Origin of the sequence: Rheinheimera sp. (genome assembly GCF_965283995.1) — a bacterium.
Lineage (GTDB): Bacteria > Pseudomonadota > Gammaproteobacteria > Enterobacterales > Alteromonadaceae > Pararheinheimera.
Genome location: NZ_CBDIQG010000001.1, coordinates 3,497,218 through 3,512,746 on the forward strand (window position 1 = coordinate 3,497,218; position 15,529 = coordinate 3,512,746).

General features: G+C 55.5%; 12 protein-coding genes. 8 read left to right on the forward strand and 4 right to left on the reverse strand.

What is annotated here, in order from left to right:
• Positions 1-3: 3 nt before the first annotated feature.
• Entirely contained in the window at positions 4-1,617 is a 1,614-nt protein-coding gene (locus ACQ66Q_RS15720) for a GMC family oxidoreductase (RefSeq protein ID WP_430457641.1), read from the reverse strand.
• Positions 1,618-1,730: 113 nt separating this feature from the next.
• On the opposite strand from ACQ66Q_RS15720, the gene ACQ66Q_RS15725 reads away from it, so the two are divergent.
• Together ACQ66Q_RS15725 and ACQ66Q_RS15730 are read left to right on the forward strand one after the other, a co-directional pair.
• Positions 1,731-2,654 (forward strand): LysR family transcriptional regulator, encoded by a 924-nt coding sequence (locus tag ACQ66Q_RS15725; RefSeq protein ID WP_430457642.1) that lies wholly within the window; start codon positions 1,731-1,733, stop codon positions 2,652-2,654.
• A gap of 325 nt (positions 2,655-2,979) precedes the next feature.
• Entirely contained in the window at positions 2,980-4,359 is a 1,380-nt protein-coding gene (locus ACQ66Q_RS15730) for an alpha/beta hydrolase family protein (protein ID WP_430457643.1), read from the forward strand.
• On the opposite strand, the gene ACQ66Q_RS15735 is transcribed toward ACQ66Q_RS15730, so the two are convergent.
• Positions 4,347-5,216, reverse strand: coding sequence for an SH3 domain-containing protein (locus ACQ66Q_RS15735; protein WP_430457644.1), 870 nt, complete (start codon positions 5,214-5,216; stop codon positions 4,347-4,349). The genes ACQ66Q_RS15730 and ACQ66Q_RS15735 overlap by 13 nt on opposite strands.
• Positions 5,217-5,355: 139 nt before the next feature.
• Here ACQ66Q_RS15735 and ACQ66Q_RS15740 point away from each other — a divergent pair, with 139 nt between their 5' ends.
• Positions 5,356-7,653, forward strand: a complete 2,298-nt coding sequence (locus tag ACQ66Q_RS15740; protein WP_430457645.1) for a heavy metal translocating P-type ATPase — start codon at positions 5,356-5,358, stop codon at positions 7,651-7,653.
• Positions 7,654-7,655: 2 nt separating this feature from the next.
• Positions 7,656-8,066, forward strand: coding sequence for a MerR family transcriptional regulator (locus tag ACQ66Q_RS15745; protein ID WP_430457646.1), 411 nt, complete (start codon positions 7,656-7,658; stop codon positions 8,064-8,066).
• An 11-nt stretch (positions 8,067-8,077) separates the two neighbouring features.
• Here ACQ66Q_RS15745 and ACQ66Q_RS15750 read toward each other — a convergent pair whose 3' ends face one another.
• Positions 8,078-8,494: a GNAT family N-acetyltransferase gene (locus ACQ66Q_RS15750; protein ID WP_430457647.1), complete on the reverse strand. Its 417-nt coding sequence runs from the start codon at positions 8,492-8,494 to the stop codon at positions 8,078-8,080.
• Positions 8,495-8,636: 142 nt separating this feature from the next.
• Here ACQ66Q_RS15750 and ACQ66Q_RS15755 point away from each other — a divergent pair, with 142 nt between their 5' ends.
• The gene (locus tag ACQ66Q_RS15755; RefSeq protein WP_430457648.1) at positions 8,637-9,500 is read left to right on the forward strand and encodes a PhzF family phenazine biosynthesis protein; all 864 of its coding nucleotides are present in this window, start codon (positions 8,637-8,639) and stop codon (positions 9,498-9,500) included.
• Between the two features lie 259 nt (positions 9,501-9,759).
• Here ACQ66Q_RS15755 and ACQ66Q_RS15760 read toward each other — a convergent pair whose 3' ends face one another.
• Positions 9,760-11,955 (reverse strand): M3 family metallopeptidase, encoded by a 2,196-nt coding sequence (locus ACQ66Q_RS15760; RefSeq protein ID WP_430457649.1) that lies wholly within the window; start codon positions 11,953-11,955, stop codon positions 9,760-9,762.
• Between the two features lie 173 nt (positions 11,956-12,128).
• Between ACQ66Q_RS15760 and ACQ66Q_RS15765 the strand changes: the two genes are divergently transcribed.
• The 3 genes from ACQ66Q_RS15765 to ACQ66Q_RS15775 are packed head-to-tail and all read left to right on the forward strand — an operon-like array spanning position 12,129 to position 15,503.
• A complete protein-coding gene (locus tag ACQ66Q_RS15765) occupies positions 12,129-12,353 on the forward strand; it encodes a hypothetical protein (RefSeq protein WP_430457650.1) in 225 nt (74 codons plus the stop codon).
• A 41-nt stretch (positions 12,354-12,394) separates the two neighbouring features.
• Positions 12,395-12,829, forward strand: coding sequence for a GNAT family N-acetyltransferase (locus tag ACQ66Q_RS15770; protein ID WP_430457651.1), 435 nt, complete (start codon positions 12,395-12,397; stop codon positions 12,827-12,829).
• A gap of 22 nt (positions 12,830-12,851) precedes the next feature.
• The gene (locus ACQ66Q_RS15775; RefSeq protein ID WP_430457652.1) at positions 12,852-15,503 is read left to right on the forward strand and encodes an EAL domain-containing protein; all 2,652 of its coding nucleotides are present in this window, start codon (positions 12,852-12,854) and stop codon (positions 15,501-15,503) included.
• Positions 15,504-15,529 lie beyond the last annotated feature (26 nt).

Sequence of the window (15,529 nt, forward strand, 5' to 3'; positions counted from 1 at the left end):
CTCCTAGTTATTGGCGTCACCCTGGCGCAGTAAATCGGCCAGCTTTTCGCCGATCATGATGCAGGGGGCATTGGTATTCCCACCGATCAGCGTGGGCATGATGGAGGCGTCAGCCACGCGCAACCGGTCAATGCCCCGTACCCGCAACTGTGCATCGACAACGGCTAACGGGTCGTGGTCAGGGCCCATTTTGCAAGTTCCGACCGGGTGATACTGCGTATCTGCGCGGTGACGAATGTCTTCGGCAATAGCGGCCGGGTCGTTGGCATTGACCGGATACAGCATGTCACCGCGGATGGCATCAAAAGCAGCGGATTCGATCAGTCGTTGCTGGAACTGCGCTCCTTTGACCAGCAGCGGCAGATCGCGCGGATCTGATAAAAAGTTCGGGTCGATGTGCGGGGCGACATGCGGATCTGTGCTGGCCAGCCGCACGCTGCCGCGGCTGTATGGCCGCAGTAAATCAACATGACAGGAAATGCCATGGCCCAGATGCATCTTGCGGGCATGGTCATCGACAATGCCGAGCACAAACACCAGCTGTAAATCCGGTACCTCCACTTCAGCGGATGATCGGAAAAATGCTCCACAAGTCGCGATCGCGCTGCTGATCATGCCGGTCCGGTGCTGTTTCCATTCCAGCATGGCGGCGGCAAGTCTCGCCGTGCCGCGCCAGGACAGACCAAAAGTAGCGGTGTCGCTGGGGACCCGCCAGGTCTGCACATAGTCGATATGATCCTGCAAATTCTGGCCAACCCCGGGTAAATCACAGACGACCGGAATGCCCAGCCGTTGTAATTCGTCGGCCGGACCTATGCCGGATAGTTGCAGCAATTGCGGTGAGCCAAAGGCCCCGGCGGAGATAATGACTTCACGCCGGGCCAGTACTGTATGCAGTGTGCCATGTTGGTAAAAGGCTACGCCGGTCGCTTGCCGGCCGTCCAGAATGATTTTGGCAGCAACAGCAGCTGTGATGATATGCAGATTGGGTCGACTCCGATTGGGAGTCAGAAAGGCTTTGGCGGCGCTACAGCGTTCGCCGTTTTTATGAGTCACCTGATACTGAAAGGCACCTTCCTGGGTAGCACCATTGTAGTCCGGGGTCAGCGCGAGCCCGTTATCCACCGCTGCCTGCAGAAACAAATCATTCACCGGGCTTTGAAACGCCTGGTAAGTCACATTCAGGCCGCCGCCCTGGCCATGAAAGGCATCGCTGAACTGTTCGTTATGTTCGGAGCGTTTAAACAGCGGCAGCAGTTCGTCATAGCTCCAGCCAGAGTTGCCGAGCGCGGCCCAGTGGTCATAGTCGCAGCGATGGCCCCGCACATACAACATCGCATTGATGGAGCTGGAACCACCCAGTGTTTTGCCCCTGGGCTGATAGCCGCGGCGACCTTTTAAACCTGGTTGGGGCACGGTCTCAAACGCATAGTTATTGATTTTGGTCGGCACCATGGCCACGACACCGGCCGGCGCATGGATCAGCACGCTGTCGTCCGGCCCACCAGCCTCCAGCAGGCAAACGCTGACCGCAGGGTTTTCACTGAGGCGCGCGGCCAGCACAGCACCGCTGGAACCGGCACCGACAATGACGTAGTCAAACTGCTGTGGGTTCATCAAATCTCCTGCCGGCTAAAGCCTGTGCCATCACGCGATTGCTGAATCATCAGACGCTGGCTACTATTTGTCCAATGCATTTAAAACATCAAAACTATTACTGGAACTCATATATGGAGCTACGCCAACTGCGTCATCTGATGGCTGTCATTGAGCAGGGCAGTTTTAGCCGGGCGGCAGAAGTGGTCCACCTGACCCAGCCTGCGCTGACGCGCAGTATTCAGGCGCTGGAAGCCAGTGTCGGATCGCCGGTGCTGGAACGAAATCGTGGTGCGCTGTTGCCAACTCCGATTGGTGAGTTGCTGCTGCGACATGCGCGGGCGCTCGATTGCGCCACTCGCGATTTAGAGCGCGATATCGCGTTGAGTAAAGGTCTGGAGTTGGGGGAATTGCGCATCGGGGTTGGGCCTTATGGCGGTTCGGCACTGGTCGGCCCGGTGATTGGACGGCTGCATCAGCTGCATCCCGGACTGCAGTTAAAAACGGTATTAGCACCATGGCAGGAATTGCCCGATCGCGCGCGGGCCCGTGAAGTTGACCTGATCGTGGTTGAACTCAGTCAGGTGCAGCAGATGGAAGATTTTGCCTTCAGTGCTTTACAGGAACATGCGGTGATCCCGGTCTGTCGGCCTGAGCATCCGCTGACGCAGCTGGCCCAGCCTTCCGCCACAGACATCTTCAGCTACCCGCTGGCGGGGCCGAGCTTACTGCCGGGCATGCGGCAAGCGCTGGAACAACTGCGCCCGGCCGCCAAACAACAAAATACACCTTTGCTGGCGGTGCAATGTGACCTGGCCAGTATGCTGAAAGACGTGTTGCGTCATTGTGACGCGGTGTCGCTGATGCCCGGGTTTATGGTCGCTGCAGACCTGGCCGCCGGCTCGCTGGTCAGTGTGCCCGGCTTAGCGTTAGGTCTGAAAGCGCGCTTTGGCTGTGCCTGGCTGCAGGCCAGAACCGTCTCGACGGTAGCCGCCCGTTTTATGCAACTTCTGCAGGAGCATGACCAGCAACTGTATGCGTTAAAACAAGCGGAATAAGACAGTGTTCACTGCGGCCCTTTCGCACCTGTCATCGCCCCGGTCCAACATCACGCCAGAGCTCTCAGTTGGCATATGCGGTACACGGCTAACACGAAGGTCCTGTTGTTCCAAGCCTTCCGTATCAAAAGTAAGTTGGCCGGTTTCATCCCGAAAACCGTCAGGCTCCATCTGATCGCGCTGACATCAGGCAAGTTGGTGCCAAACCAAGTGGATTTCTCGTCACGCCGTCCAGAGTTTTTTTCGGCTTCTGTTAGCTGTGAGCAACTTTTTTGGCGTCCACCGCGACTCACAGCTGACATTCCAACAACGACAGGATCCGACGATGCAAGGTTACGGCAAATTATACCATCACTTTTTCCAAACTTTGGCGCCCATTGGCGCCTGTTTGATGTTCATGGCATTGCTCTGCGGTCAGGCGCTTGCTGTCACGACTCCCGCCAATAGCATCAAACGTTATATGTTTTCTGCGCCTGATAAAGCTAAGTTGCAACAGCAATTCACTCAGAGACAGATCCAGCTGAAGTCTCCACAGTTATTGCGCGACATGCCGGCCCGGTTGCAAACGGAAGGGACAGGCCGAAGTGGATTGCCCAGTCAGTTTGTGATTGAACAGGTGGGCGGTGAATTCCATGTCTACGCCCTGCGGTTGCGGCCACAACATCCGGTATCGCCTTTGCCTTATCGGACACAGGAAGTGGTGTTTGATACAGCTGATCCGGCGGTGTCGCCAGTCGGAACTTTAAGTTATCCCTCCGGTGACGGCCTTTTTCCGGCACTGGTGCTGATTGCCGGCAGTGGGCCTCATGATCGCGACGGCAATGTTTCGCTGCACAAAACTCAGGCCGTGTTAGCGGATCAGCTGACGCGACAGGGTTTTGCTGTGCTCCGTTATGACAAACGTGGTGTAGGCCTGACCGGTGGCTCATTACATCCGGAGTCAACCAGTGATGATTATGCGGCGGACGCTCTGGCAGCAGTGCAGTTTTTGCAGAAACAACCCAATGTCGATGCCAGATGGATCGGCTTGATTGGCCATAGTGAAGGTGGATTGATCGCGGCCATGGTGGCGGCAAAGGCGCCAGACTCAGTGCAGTTTATCGCTTTGCTGGCGGCGCCAGGTCTCAACGGCGTTGACAGTCTGAGTCTGCAGGACGCGACAATCCGGCGCGCCGAGGCGATGCCAGAAGCGCTGGTACGAGCCAATCAGCAACAAGAACTGGCGTTGTTCAGGATTGCCGCCAGCGAGCTTGACCATCAGGCAGCGCAGGCTGCTATGGCGAAGGCTACGGCGGCCTTACCGCAAGCACTGCGTACTCAGCTGGAAATACCGGCCGAAGGTATTCCGCCTGAGGCGCTGGAGCCGTTGTTAACCCCCTGGCAGCGACGATATTTGGCGCTGGACCCGGCAGTGTATCTGCGTCAGCTGCGCTGTCCGGTGTTAGTACTACATGGCGATAAAGATCTGCAAGTGCCGGTGGCGACTCATGTGGCTGCGATCAAACAGGCCTTAGCAGCGAATAAACAAAGTCAATTTGTGATTGTGCCTGGACTGAACCATTTGCTGCAGCAGGCAAAAACCGGTCATCCAACTGAATATTTGCTGATTGAACAGACGATAGCACCGGAGGCACTCACGACATTATCTGGCTGGTTAGACCAAGTCGCAGTAAAGAAGGCAAGCCATCTTGATCAGGCCAGATAATCACGACGCCGGCGAAAGCGGTCCTGCGGGACTTTTTCCGGCCCGCACCAATAAGCTTCATCGGCCATCAGCTGCGCGATGGCAGCGCTGTTATTGGCGACCAGTAAAGGCTGCATGCGTTCGCGGCTCGATGGTGTGTAATCGCCGCGATAACGCAAATCGACCACCAAATCCCGCACTTTGGCCGGCAGTGCGGCCCAATCGGTCGCACCATAGCGCGCCACCAAATCCGGTTTCTGGCAGATGCGCAGTACGTCGCCCACCATCTGTTGGTAGGTCAGCGCAAACAACAGTTTTTGCTGGCCGGGTGTGATCTCAAAGTTGCTCAGGTTTTGTTGCACGATAAAAGATTTGCCGGCCGCCCCACTTAAACCGGCCGCTTTGGCAAACTGAGCGGCCGCAGCAGTGTCGAGGCCACAGGCAGTTAAATCCGCATTGATCCCGGCCGGCGTTTTATCGCGCATATCGTAACCACGGCCCAGCGTGACGCCGGAGCTGTCAGTGGGCACATGCGGATTACGGCTAAAATAGCGGCCGCGTTGTTCCATGCCTTCGGCATCAAAAGTCAGCTGGCCGGCGTCGACCTGAAAATCATCCTGATTGCCTCGCGCTGACTGGGGCATCACCGGCACCGCTGCCGCTGCCGCTGCCGGCAGCGGCGAAGACAACGCGATATAAGCCTTGGCGGCGTAACCTTCCTGATTACCGGCCCGCACCCGATACCAATCGCCGGCTTCCGCCAGCACCTGCACCGGCCGGTCTTTACTGAGTTTGGCGATAATAGCGCTTTGGCTGTCGGGCGCCTGGCGCAGATTTAACTGGCCAGACTGAATAGTGATAGTACCTTGTTGGTTCATGGCAATTCCGTCGCAGGAGAAAGAAGGAGGCTTCAAGCGTGGTAGATCTGCGGGTAAAAGCAAATTGCCACTTGACCTTGCCATCATGGTAAGGTTCAAACTATGACGGAATCCCGCATTTTATCTGGAGCCGGTTAGCATGGCTAATGTTGAATATGTATTACCTGTCAGCGGTTTACGTTGCATGTCCTGCGTGGCGCGCTTAGAAAAAGTGTTGCATCAACTTCCTGATGTGGCGACTGCGCAAGTGGATTTAATGGCGAAACAAATGCATCTGCAGCTGGAAAACGCTGAAGCGCTGAGCGCCGTGATTGCGGCTGTGGAAGCGGCTGGTTTTCAGGTGGTGCAGCCGCTGGCTGGAACCGATGCGCAGGTTGTCATCGAGAAGCCGGCTGCAACGCCTCAGGCCGCGGCTAGCCAGACAACAACTATTCAGCCAACAGCAATTCAAACCGAAGCCATTCCGAGCGTAGCCCGCCAGGCTGCTGCGCCGGTCGACGAAGAACCGTTCTGGCCGGTGTTGCTGGCCCTGCTGCTGAGCCTGCCGCTGGTGTTGCCGATGTTGCTGCTGCCGTTTGGCCTCGACTTGATGCTAAGTCCGCTCTGGCAATGGTTGCTGGCCACGCCGGTGCAATTCTGGCTGGGCGCGCGCTTTTACCGCGGTGCTTTTTATGCGCTGAAAAACCGCAGCGGCAATATGGATTTGTTGGTCGCGCTCGGCACCAGCGCGGCCTATGGCTTGTCACTGTGGCACTGGCTGAGCGCCCCGGCGGGGCACAGCGCACATGTGGCGCTGTATTTTGAATCCGCCGCAGTGGTACTGAGCTTTGTGTTGTTGGGTAAATATCTGGAACAGCGCGCCAAAACTCAGACCCGCTCGGCACTGCAGGCTCTGGCAGAATTACAACCGGCGCAGGCCCGGGTCTGGCAGGGCGACCATGCTGGCTGGCAGCTGCTGGCGCTGGTGCAAGTCGTGCCTGGCATGCGGTTGCAGGTTAAACCCGGTGAGCGGATCGCGCTGGATGGCGTGGTGTTAAGTGGTCGCAGTCAGGTTGATGAAGCGCTGATCAGTGGCGAAAGCCTGCCGCTGCTAAAAGACACTGGCGCCACGCTGCGCAGTGGTTCGCTGAACCTGGATGGCGTGCTGGAGTATCAGGCCAGTAGCGCCTTGCATGATTCGCAGCTACAGCAGTTGATCCGGCAGGTGGAGCAGGCGCAGCTGCAAAAAGCGCCGGTGCAACAATGGGTCGACCGCATTGCCGCCGTGTTTGTGCCGGTGGTGCTGTTGATTGCACTGCTGACGCTGCTGGGACACGGATTTTATAGCGGCGACTGGGCTGTGGCCATTTTAAACGCAGTCGCAGTGTTGGTGATCGCTTGCCCTTGTGCGCTCGGCCTTGCCACGCCCGCGGCCTTGGTGGTGGGGTTAGGCCAGGCGGCGCGACACGGCATCTTGCTGAAAAATGCAGCCGTGCTGGACCAGGCCAGTCAGTTACAGCTGCTGGCGTTTGATAAAACCGGCACGTTAACGCAAGGACTGCCGCAGATCAGCGCTCGTCAGATCTTTACCGCTCAAGCTGAAACTGAGTTGTTCAGCATCGCCTGTGCGTTGCAGCAACACAGTGAACATCCGCTGGCAAAAGCGTTCCGGCTGGACGCCAGTGCGGCATTACCGGTTATTACAGGTTTTCAGGTACTAGCCGGTGTTGGCGTCGCGGCGACGCTCACTAGTCATGGTCAGCGCTGGCAGCTGGGGAGTGCACAGCTGGTGCAGGCGGCCGGGCTGACACTGCCGGCGGACTTACAATCGCATGACGGCAGTCAGGTGTTTTTACTGCAGCTGGACCCGCAACCGCAGCTGGTCGCGGTATTTTGGCTACAAGACCAAATCCGCCAAGACAGCGCTGCGGCGGTGCAATTGCTACAAGCACAAGGTTATCAGCTGGCACTGCTCAGTGGCGACAATGACCGCACTGTGGCGCAGGTCGCAGATGCCTTGGGCATTGCCGACTATCACAGCGCGATGACACCGGCAGCAAAGCTGGAATACTTGCAACAGGCGCAGCAAAGCGGCCGCAAAGTGGCGATGGTCGGTGATGGTATCAATGATGCGCCTGCCTTAGCGCAGGCCGATTTGGGTATCGCGCTGGCGAGCGGTACTGAAGTGGCAGCAGCGGTGGCGGGTATTCAGCTGCTCGATGGCGATTTACGCAAAGTCGCGGCAGCGCTGGACATCGCCCGCGCGACGCGCCGGGTCATTTGGCAAAATCTGGGCTGGGCGTTTGGGTTTAATCTGCTGGCCATTCCGGCGGCGGCTTTGGGTTATTTGTCGCCAGTGATCGCGGGCGGCGCGATGGCGCTGTCCAGTGTGCTGGTGGTCAGTAACGCGCTGCGGTTAAAACACTGGACGCCGCAGCTTGCGCTGGCAAAGGGGTAGCCATGATGGAGAAGGACTGGCTGACCATCGGTCAGGCAAGCAGTCTGACTGGCCTCAGCGCAAAAATGCTGCGGCATTATGAAAGCCGGGGTTTGTTAAAGCCGGGCCGAAGCCCCAGCGGCTATCGATTGTATCCGCAAAGTCAGCTGGCGCAGCTGCAGCTGATTTATCAGGCGAAGCAGCTGGGCTTTTCTTTGGCTCAGGTGGAAGCGTTATTGGCACTTTGGCAGCAACCGGACCGCGCCAGTCGTGATGTGCAGCAGCTGGCGCAACAGCAGCTGGTTTTGGTCAGCGCTAAAATCAGCCAGTTGCAACAATTGCAGCAGCAATTACAAAGTCTGGTGGCGCATTGTGCCGGCGACGATTCGTCAGATTGCAGTATTTTGCGCGAACTGAGCGGGCAGAAAGACTAAGTGACCCGCCATCAGCGTCGTAGCGGCAAGGTCAGCCCCATGCCAATCGACTCTGGCGCTACGTCAGCAAAACCAAATTGTTGATACAGGTACTTGGCGTCGCCATCGGCGATCAGATTGACATAACAGCTGTCCGGTAACTGCGTTTGAACATAATGCATCAGCGCCTGCATGATTTGTTTACCGAGGCCTTTGCCCTGATGCTGCGGCAACACGGCGATATCACAAATCTGGCAGTGACAGCCACCATCGCCAACCAACCGGCCCATGCCAATCACCTTACCGTCAAAACGGATCTGCACGGCAAACAACGTGGCAGCAAGGCCGATGCGGGCGGCGGCTGCCGTTTTCGCACTGAGGCCGGTCGCGACGCGTAAATGACAATAATCTTCCACTGTGGGAGTCTGGATTTCGAGCTGATAAGTCATACGGCTAGTCCTGAATGCTGAGATGTTTGAATACACAGGTAAATCCGCGTCTGGGCGGATGCGTGCAGATCAGTTAAATTGCGTTTTCTGCTTAGTGGAAATAGTGCCGAATCGTCGGCCATGGTGCAATGGAGCTGCAGTAATGAAAATAGAGCAAGCAGTTGTTTTTGATGTGTTCTGTAGTGACAGCGCCAGTGGAAATCCGGCTGCGGTATACGTACTGACGCAATGGCCAGCCGATGCGGTGTTACAAACTCTGGCGGCTGATCAGCCCGTGCCAGTGACAGCTTTTGTAGTGCTCCCACCAGCCCTAACCGAGCAGCAGCCCATCGAGATCCGCTGGTTTGCCGGTTGTCAGGAAATCAACTTATGTGGTCATGGCAGCCTGGCAGCAGCTGCTTTTGTATTGTCTCAGCGTCCACAATGGCAGCAGGTGCAGCTCACCAGCATGTTTGGCGATATCAGCGTCGCCCGGAGTTCACTGACATTGGCGGCGTTGTCAGCCGGTCACGACAGTTTTGTCATGTGTTTACCGGCGTGGCCGGCGCAACGGCCCGCGGAACTTAGCCAGTTGACCGAATCTTTGCAATTGTCGGCGCAGGGTTTGGTAGTGACAGACTATTTTGCCACACGGGATTTAGTTCTGGTGCTGGCAAGCGCCGCACAGGTACAGGCTTTTGTGCCGGATTTTGCTTTGTTAAAGCAGCTCGGGCCTTATCACGCGCTGATCCTGACCGCCGCCCTCGATAGTGCTGATAGCTCTCAGCACCGCGGCTATGTACTGCGTTATTTTGCGCCCAACATCGGTATCAACGAAGATCTGGCGACTGGTTCGGCACAATGTTCATTGGCACCCTATTGGCTGCAACACTTTGGCGCACAGCAGCTGCAGGTGCAGCAACTTTCCAGTGCCGGCGGCTATTTTATCGTGGCCGCACATGCAGCAGATCAGATCGCTTTGCATGCGGTCGTGCGCGGCCAGCCGGAGACTCCAGCTTCAGTGTGATTGAACACAACAGGCAGAAAAAAGCCCGGGACAGAGACCGGGCAAGGTTACTCACAGGAAAACGAACAGGTTGACGGCGTGTGCTGTACACGCGGAAAAACCAAATGTTCAGGTTAAGCCTAGGCCACTGCGCCGGATGCTGGTTTGCGGCAGATCAAGCCAGCGACGTTTTCTGCCGGCAGAAAAAAGGGGACCGAAGTCCCCTGATGATTGAGCTCATTTCGCTGAAACAGCGAAAAACCGCTCAGCGCTCGCGAACTTAGTTCACGGCAGTTTTCAGGCCACGACGGATCAGCAGACCATCGGTGGTTGGCTCCTTGCCGCGGAACGCTTTGTAAGCTTCCATCGGATCTTTGGTGTTACCCACTGACAGAATGTTCTTACGGAAGTTCGCGCCGTTTTCCAGTTTCAGACCGCCTTGCTGCTGCACAAAGGCAAAAGCGTCAGCTGCCAGAATTTCAGACCACATGTAAGCGTAGTAACCGGCTGAGTAGCCGCCGCCCATCGAGTGGCTGAAGTAGGTGGATTTGTAGCGTGGTGGCACTACCGCTAAATCAACGCCGTGTTTTTTCAGCGCGTCGGCTTCAAATTTTTCCACGTCAGCAATTTTGGTACCGGCTGGAATAGAGTGCCATTCCATATCCACTAACGCAGCTGCCATATATTCCAGCGTGTCGAAACCCTGGTTGAAGCTGCGGGATTTCATGATTTTTGCCAGCAGTTCGGCCGGGATCGCTTCGCCGGTTTTGTAATGTTTGGCGTAGTTGCCAATCACATCCGGGTGCGCCGCCCAGTCTTCCTGGAAGGTTGACGGGAATTCAACGAAATCGCGTGAGACTGAAGTACCGGCCAGCGTCGGGTATTTCACTTTGGAGAAAATGCCGTGTAAGCCGTGGCCCAGTTCGTGGAAAATGGTGGTGACGTTGTCATAGCTGACCAGCGTTGGTTCGCCGGCCGGGCCTTTTGGAATGTTCATCACGTTGACCACGACTGGTTTGTCGTTCAGCAATTCGCTTTGCTCAACAAAAGAACTCATCCAGGCACCACCACGTTTGCCTTCACGGGCGAAGTAGTCGGCGTAGAAAATAGCCAGGCTGGTGCCGTCAGCATCAAACACTTCGTATGCTTCTACGTCCGGGTGGTAAACCGGCAGATCAGGCCGTTTTTTGAAGCTGATACCAAACAGTTTGTTCATCGTGTAGAACACGCCGTCATGCAATACGCGGTTGAATTCGAAGTATGGTTTTACTTCGTTTTCGTCTAAATCATATTTGGCTTTTCGCACTTTCTCGGCGTAGAACTCCCAGTCCCACGGCTGCAGCTCGAAAGTGCCGCCGGTCTGTTTGATCATGTCCTGGATCGCAGCCGCTTCTTTTTTGGTGTTTTCCACCACAGTCGGCGCCATGCTGCCGAGCATATCCATCACCGCTTTTGGATTTTTCGCCATGCTTTGATCCAGCGAGAAATGCGCGTGGGTGTCAAAGCCGAGTAACTTGGCGCGTTCAGCCCGGATCTCAGCTAAACGGGCCACGATTGGCCGGTTGTCGGTCTCGCCTTTGGTACCACGGTACGCCGAGGCTTCCCAGATTTGCTGACGCAGTTCGCGATTTTCCAGCTGCGCTAACGCTGGTTGACGCGTGGTGTTGGTGATTTCAATCACATATTTGCCGTCTTGGCCTTTGGCTTTCGCGCCTTCAGCAGCGGCAGCGATTTCAGCTTCAGAGAAACCGGCCAGCTTGGCTTTGTCATCGACAAAAATCGCGATGTCTTTGGTGATTTGCAGCAAGTTCTGGCTGAACTTGGTGGTCAGTTTTGAGCTTTCTTCGTTCAGGGCGCGGATTTGGGTTTTCTGTTCGTCATTGAGCTGGGCACCAGCACGGACAAAACGCTCATAGGTCACTTCGGTCAGACGCAGTGATTCCGGATCCAGATTCAGGCTGGCACGGTTGTCATATATGGCTTTGACCCGGGCAAACAGCGTTGGATTCAGGTTGATATTGTCGCTGTGTGCCGCCAGTTTTGGCGAAATCTCAGCCTGGATTTTCAGGATCTCAGCATTGCTGTTCGAGCCTGACAGGTTAAAGAAAATACCGCTGGAACGGCCCAGTAAATCACCGGTTTTTTCCATCGCGACGATAGTGTTCTCAAAAGTCGCAGCTTCGGTGTTGTTGGCGATGGCTTCAATTTCTTTGGCGTGCTCTTCGATGCCTTGCAGCATGGCAGGCAGGAAATGCTCAGTTTTGATTTTGTCGAATTCAGGAGCCTGATATTGCAGTGAACTACGTTTCAGTAACGGATTCTCTGCAGTCACTGCGGCTGGCGCCGGTTCAGTTTTTGCCGCAGCAGCATCTGCCGGGGCAGCTGCACTTTGCTCAGGCGCAGCCGGTTTATTGTCGGTACAGGCGCTTAATGCCAATACAGTAGCGACTGTGGTCGCAACAAGAGTTTTTTTCATTGTGGAATCCTCTGGAACAGAAGTTTGACTATTGTTATCACTGGAATCAGTCGACCGAGTATGCCAAACACTGTGACAATATCACGAATTTTTTGCAGCCAACCGCCTGCTTTGTGCGCCGAATGGAACCAGGCTGCGGATAATCTGCGCTTTGTGCCTAATATGGGGTGCCTGTGACGCAGCTGGCAGGTTACATCGGGTGTTTGTTGTTACTGTTCGCCTGTGGTGTCAGTGCACGTAGCGAGGTGATGCATATTGGGACCGTGATGCAGCAAATGACAGGTTTGAAGGTACAAGCGGTGCAGCCGGCACTGGAACAAATGCCGATGTATCACTACATTCATCAGAAGCATCAAGCGCTGGTTGGTCCGCTGACTGCGCAGTTTGAAAAATCATAGCACCGGTCCCGATCACCGGGCAGTAACAGGCGGAGCGCTTTATGTATCGAATGACCGAAGTGGAACTGACGGATCCGGCATTAATCACTTTGTTTGGCAAACTGGCTGATTCATTGGGCCATAGTTTGGATGAAGAACCGGAAAAGCTCAGTTTTAATGAAGCGGGGCTGCTGTTGGCCGTAGTCGCCTGGCACGATGGGCATGCTGTCGGATGTGGCCTGTTGCGCAGAGAAGATGGGAATCGCGTTGAAATCAAACGTATGTATTCAAGTCAGCCTGGCGTTGGCTCAGCCGTGTTACAATATTTGGAACAAAAAGCCCGCAGTGATGGTTTTAAGACCGTGCTGGCAACGGCGCGAATTATTAACAGCAAAGCGCTGAATTTTTATCTGCATAAAGGCTTTAAAAAATGTCCCTCTTATGGCAAATATCGTTACAGTTCTCAAACCTTCTGCATGGAAAAGCCGCTGGATTAACTGGCCGGCCGGGGCCTGACGCTTGAAAGTTGCTTTTGGATTACCCAAAGTTTTATTGATTTGCAGCGCGGTGTTAATTGCTGTGGTCAGTCTTTGTTTGTATCTGGCATTGGGAGGCAGCCGTGACAACCCGGCTCATCAACCCGTGCAGGTGTGGTTGTTGCAAGACGAGGCAGTGCAGAGTCCGCAACAAGCCCGGCAGATCCCGGCTAAACACTGGCAGCTGCTGGCCGATCCGACCCGGCAACTCGGTTATGGTTTAGGAACTCTCTGGTTCCGGCTCGTGTTCGAGCCCCGTGATGACTACGCCCTTACGCTCGATGCACCATTCCTCGATGAAGTCGATTTTTACCTGCTGACCCCGGATGACCAGTTATTACAACAGGTGCAGACGGGGGATCAACGGCCTATTGCGCAACGACGCCTTCCTGCCAGTAGCATGATGTTCCCGGTGCAAGCCAGTTGGCAAAGCGCGCAGGCTGAAGTGTATGTGCGGATGCGAAATGTGGGTCTGAGTTATCTGCCAATTCGCTACGTAGAGCAGGATGCAGCGCTGAAACAAGCCACACGCCAGCAAATGCTGCATAGCTTTTTCCTCGGTATTTTACTGTTTGCAGCTTTGTTGGCGGTGTTGTTGGCCACGGTCACCCGGCAACATAGCTTGCATTTGTTCAGTGGTTTGTTGTTATGCATCGCCGCCGTGCAGGCTGAACTGAATGGCCTGCCATTTCAATGGTTATGGCCGGAATCTCCGGGTTGGAACCGGCTGACCGAATGGTGTTTGCCGCTGGCTGTGTTAAGTTGCGCCGGCTTTGTCAGCAGCTATTTCAACTTATCCACCGGATGGCTGCGCCGGCTGTTTCGGCTGCTGATGTTGCTGAGCGTAGTACTGCTGTGCGCGACGCAAATCAGCGTGTTATTAGAGTCTTATCACTGGCAAAGTCAGCTGAAGCAGCTGGCAGTTTTTCTGATGCAGGCTTGTGTGCTGGCGACTTTAGGCACCGGGCTCTGGATGCTGAAAAGTCAGCGCCGCAAAGCCGTATTATTTTTGTTGCCGATGTCAGTGTTGATGCTCAGCGTGGTGTTGGCCGCATTGCGGGCTTTGGGGATTTTGCCGGAATCAGCCTTTGCCCGTTCAGTGTTGGAACTGGGCACAACCTTGGCGGCAGTCCTGATGACCAGCAGTCTGGTACTGGGCATCTATCTGGAAAAAGCCTGGCAGGCACAAGTGCAGCAAGCGTTGCTGGAACGCAACGAGCAGCTGAGTAAGTTGCAGCAGCAAGAACTGAACCGCTCGAAAATAGCGCCTTTTTATGGCCTCGGTTCGCGGCTGGCATTGGTCGAATTGCTCAATTATGAGCTGCAACAACACAGATCCCGCTATCGCTTGTTATTGCTGGAATTTCAGCAATATAGCCGCATCGAGGCGGTATTGGGCCGTCGGCAGAGTACGGCCATCGTCAATGCGTACGTCGATTCGTTATTGGTGTTATGTCAGCGCCATGGCACAGCAGTTGTCAGTTTAGGCGCTGAGCGGCACCAGACGCTGTTCTCACTGGCGACTGACCGGTTTGCCTTGTTGGTGCAACAAAGTGATTTTATGCCGGTGTTAACCGGTATCCGCAAGTTGTTGCATCAGAAATTCACGGTGGACGGCTTTACGCCGGACTTAAAACCACATTATGCCTCGGTGACCGTGAGCAGCGAATATGGTCAGGACGCGGAAGAGCTGATTGCGCATGCCGCGCTTGCCATCACCTATGTGCAAAAAACCGCCGGTCACCTGAGTTATCAGCATCAGTTAGGTGCGGACAGCCGGCAACGCCTGGCGATGGTTGCCGGTCTGGCACATGCGGTAAATGCCGGGCAATTCAGTCTGCTATTCCAGCCTTTATTGCAAATCAGTACGCAGCAACCTTGTGGTGCAGAGGCTTTTATCCGCTGGCAACATCCTCAGCTTGGACCGGTGTCGCCGGCGGTGTTTATTCCGCTGGCCGAAGAAGCCGGTCTGATGAGCACGATCACCGCCTGGGTGTACAAAGAAGTGCGGAAAGTGCAAAACCAGCTGCTGGAGCAGCAGATCCAGCTGCCAATTTCGATGAATCTGTCGGCGCAGGATTTGCAAAATCCGGGGTTAATCAATGGCATATTGCAGCATGAACACAAGTTTGCGCCGGCGCAGCGGATTAAATTCGAACTGGCGGAAAGTGCGTTGGCGCCAGATGAGCCTGCGGTACAAAAATCCCTGCAATTGCTGAAACAAGCCGGCGCGGCATTGGTGATGGATGATTTTGGTGCTGGTCAGTCAATGCTGACCAAACTTGGCAATCTGCCGGTTGCTGAGATTAAAATCGATATGGCGCTGCTCAGCATGCTGGATACACACCGCGAACAGTTACTGGTCGGTGCGATTAAGCTGGGCAAAGCGCTGGAGATGACGGTGATTTGTGAAGGCGTTGAACACCAGCGCCAGCTGGATTTTCTGACGTTAAACGGCATTGATGCCGTGCAGGGTTATCTGATCGCAAGACCGATGCCGGCGACTGAGATTGGCCGCTGGTTGCAGCAACGTCAGGCCAGTCTGCCAGGGGGCAGCCGCGCTCCGGCCGGTCGCGACCAGGTGCTGGACGCTGAGCTGGCCGCCACGCTGCAGACCATCGCCCAGAACGCCTGAGCCGGCAAGGTCTGACTGCGGATCTG

Coding starts and splice junctions, on each gene's coding strand:
- ACQ66Q_RS15750 (WP_430457647.1), bottom strand. CDS start 8,494: ATGACTTATCAGCTCGAAATCCAGACTCCCACAGTGGAAGATTATTGT.
- ACQ66Q_RS15770 (WP_430457651.1), top strand. CDS start 12,395: ATGTATCGAATGACCGAAGTGGAACTGACGGATCCGGCATTAATCACT.
- ACQ66Q_RS15740 (WP_430457645.1), top strand. CDS start 5,356: ATGGCTAATGTTGAATATGTATTACCTGTCAGCGGTTTACGTTGCATG.
- ACQ66Q_RS15720 (WP_430457641.1), bottom strand. CDS start 1,617: ATGAACCCACAGCAGTTTGACTACGTCATTGTCGGTGCCGGTTCCAGC.
- ACQ66Q_RS15760 (WP_430457649.1), bottom strand. CDS start 11,955: ATGAAAAAAACTCTTGTTGCGACCACAGTCGCTACTGTATTGGCATTA.
- ACQ66Q_RS15725 (WP_430457642.1), top strand. CDS start 1,731: ATGGAGCTACGCCAACTGCGTCATCTGATGGCTGTCATTGAGCAGGGC.
- ACQ66Q_RS15745 (WP_430457646.1), top strand. CDS start 7,656: ATGATGGAGAAGGACTGGCTGACCATCGGTCAGGCAAGCAGTCTGACT.
- ACQ66Q_RS15735 (WP_430457644.1), bottom strand. CDS start 5,216: ATGAACCAACAAGGTACTATCACTATTCAGTCTGGCCAGTTAAATCTG.
- ACQ66Q_RS15755 (WP_430457648.1), top strand. CDS start 8,637: ATGAAAATAGAGCAAGCAGTTGTTTTTGATGTGTTCTGTAGTGACAGC.
- ACQ66Q_RS15730 (WP_430457643.1), top strand. CDS start 2,980: ATGCAAGGTTACGGCAAATTATACCATCACTTTTTCCAAACTTTGGCG.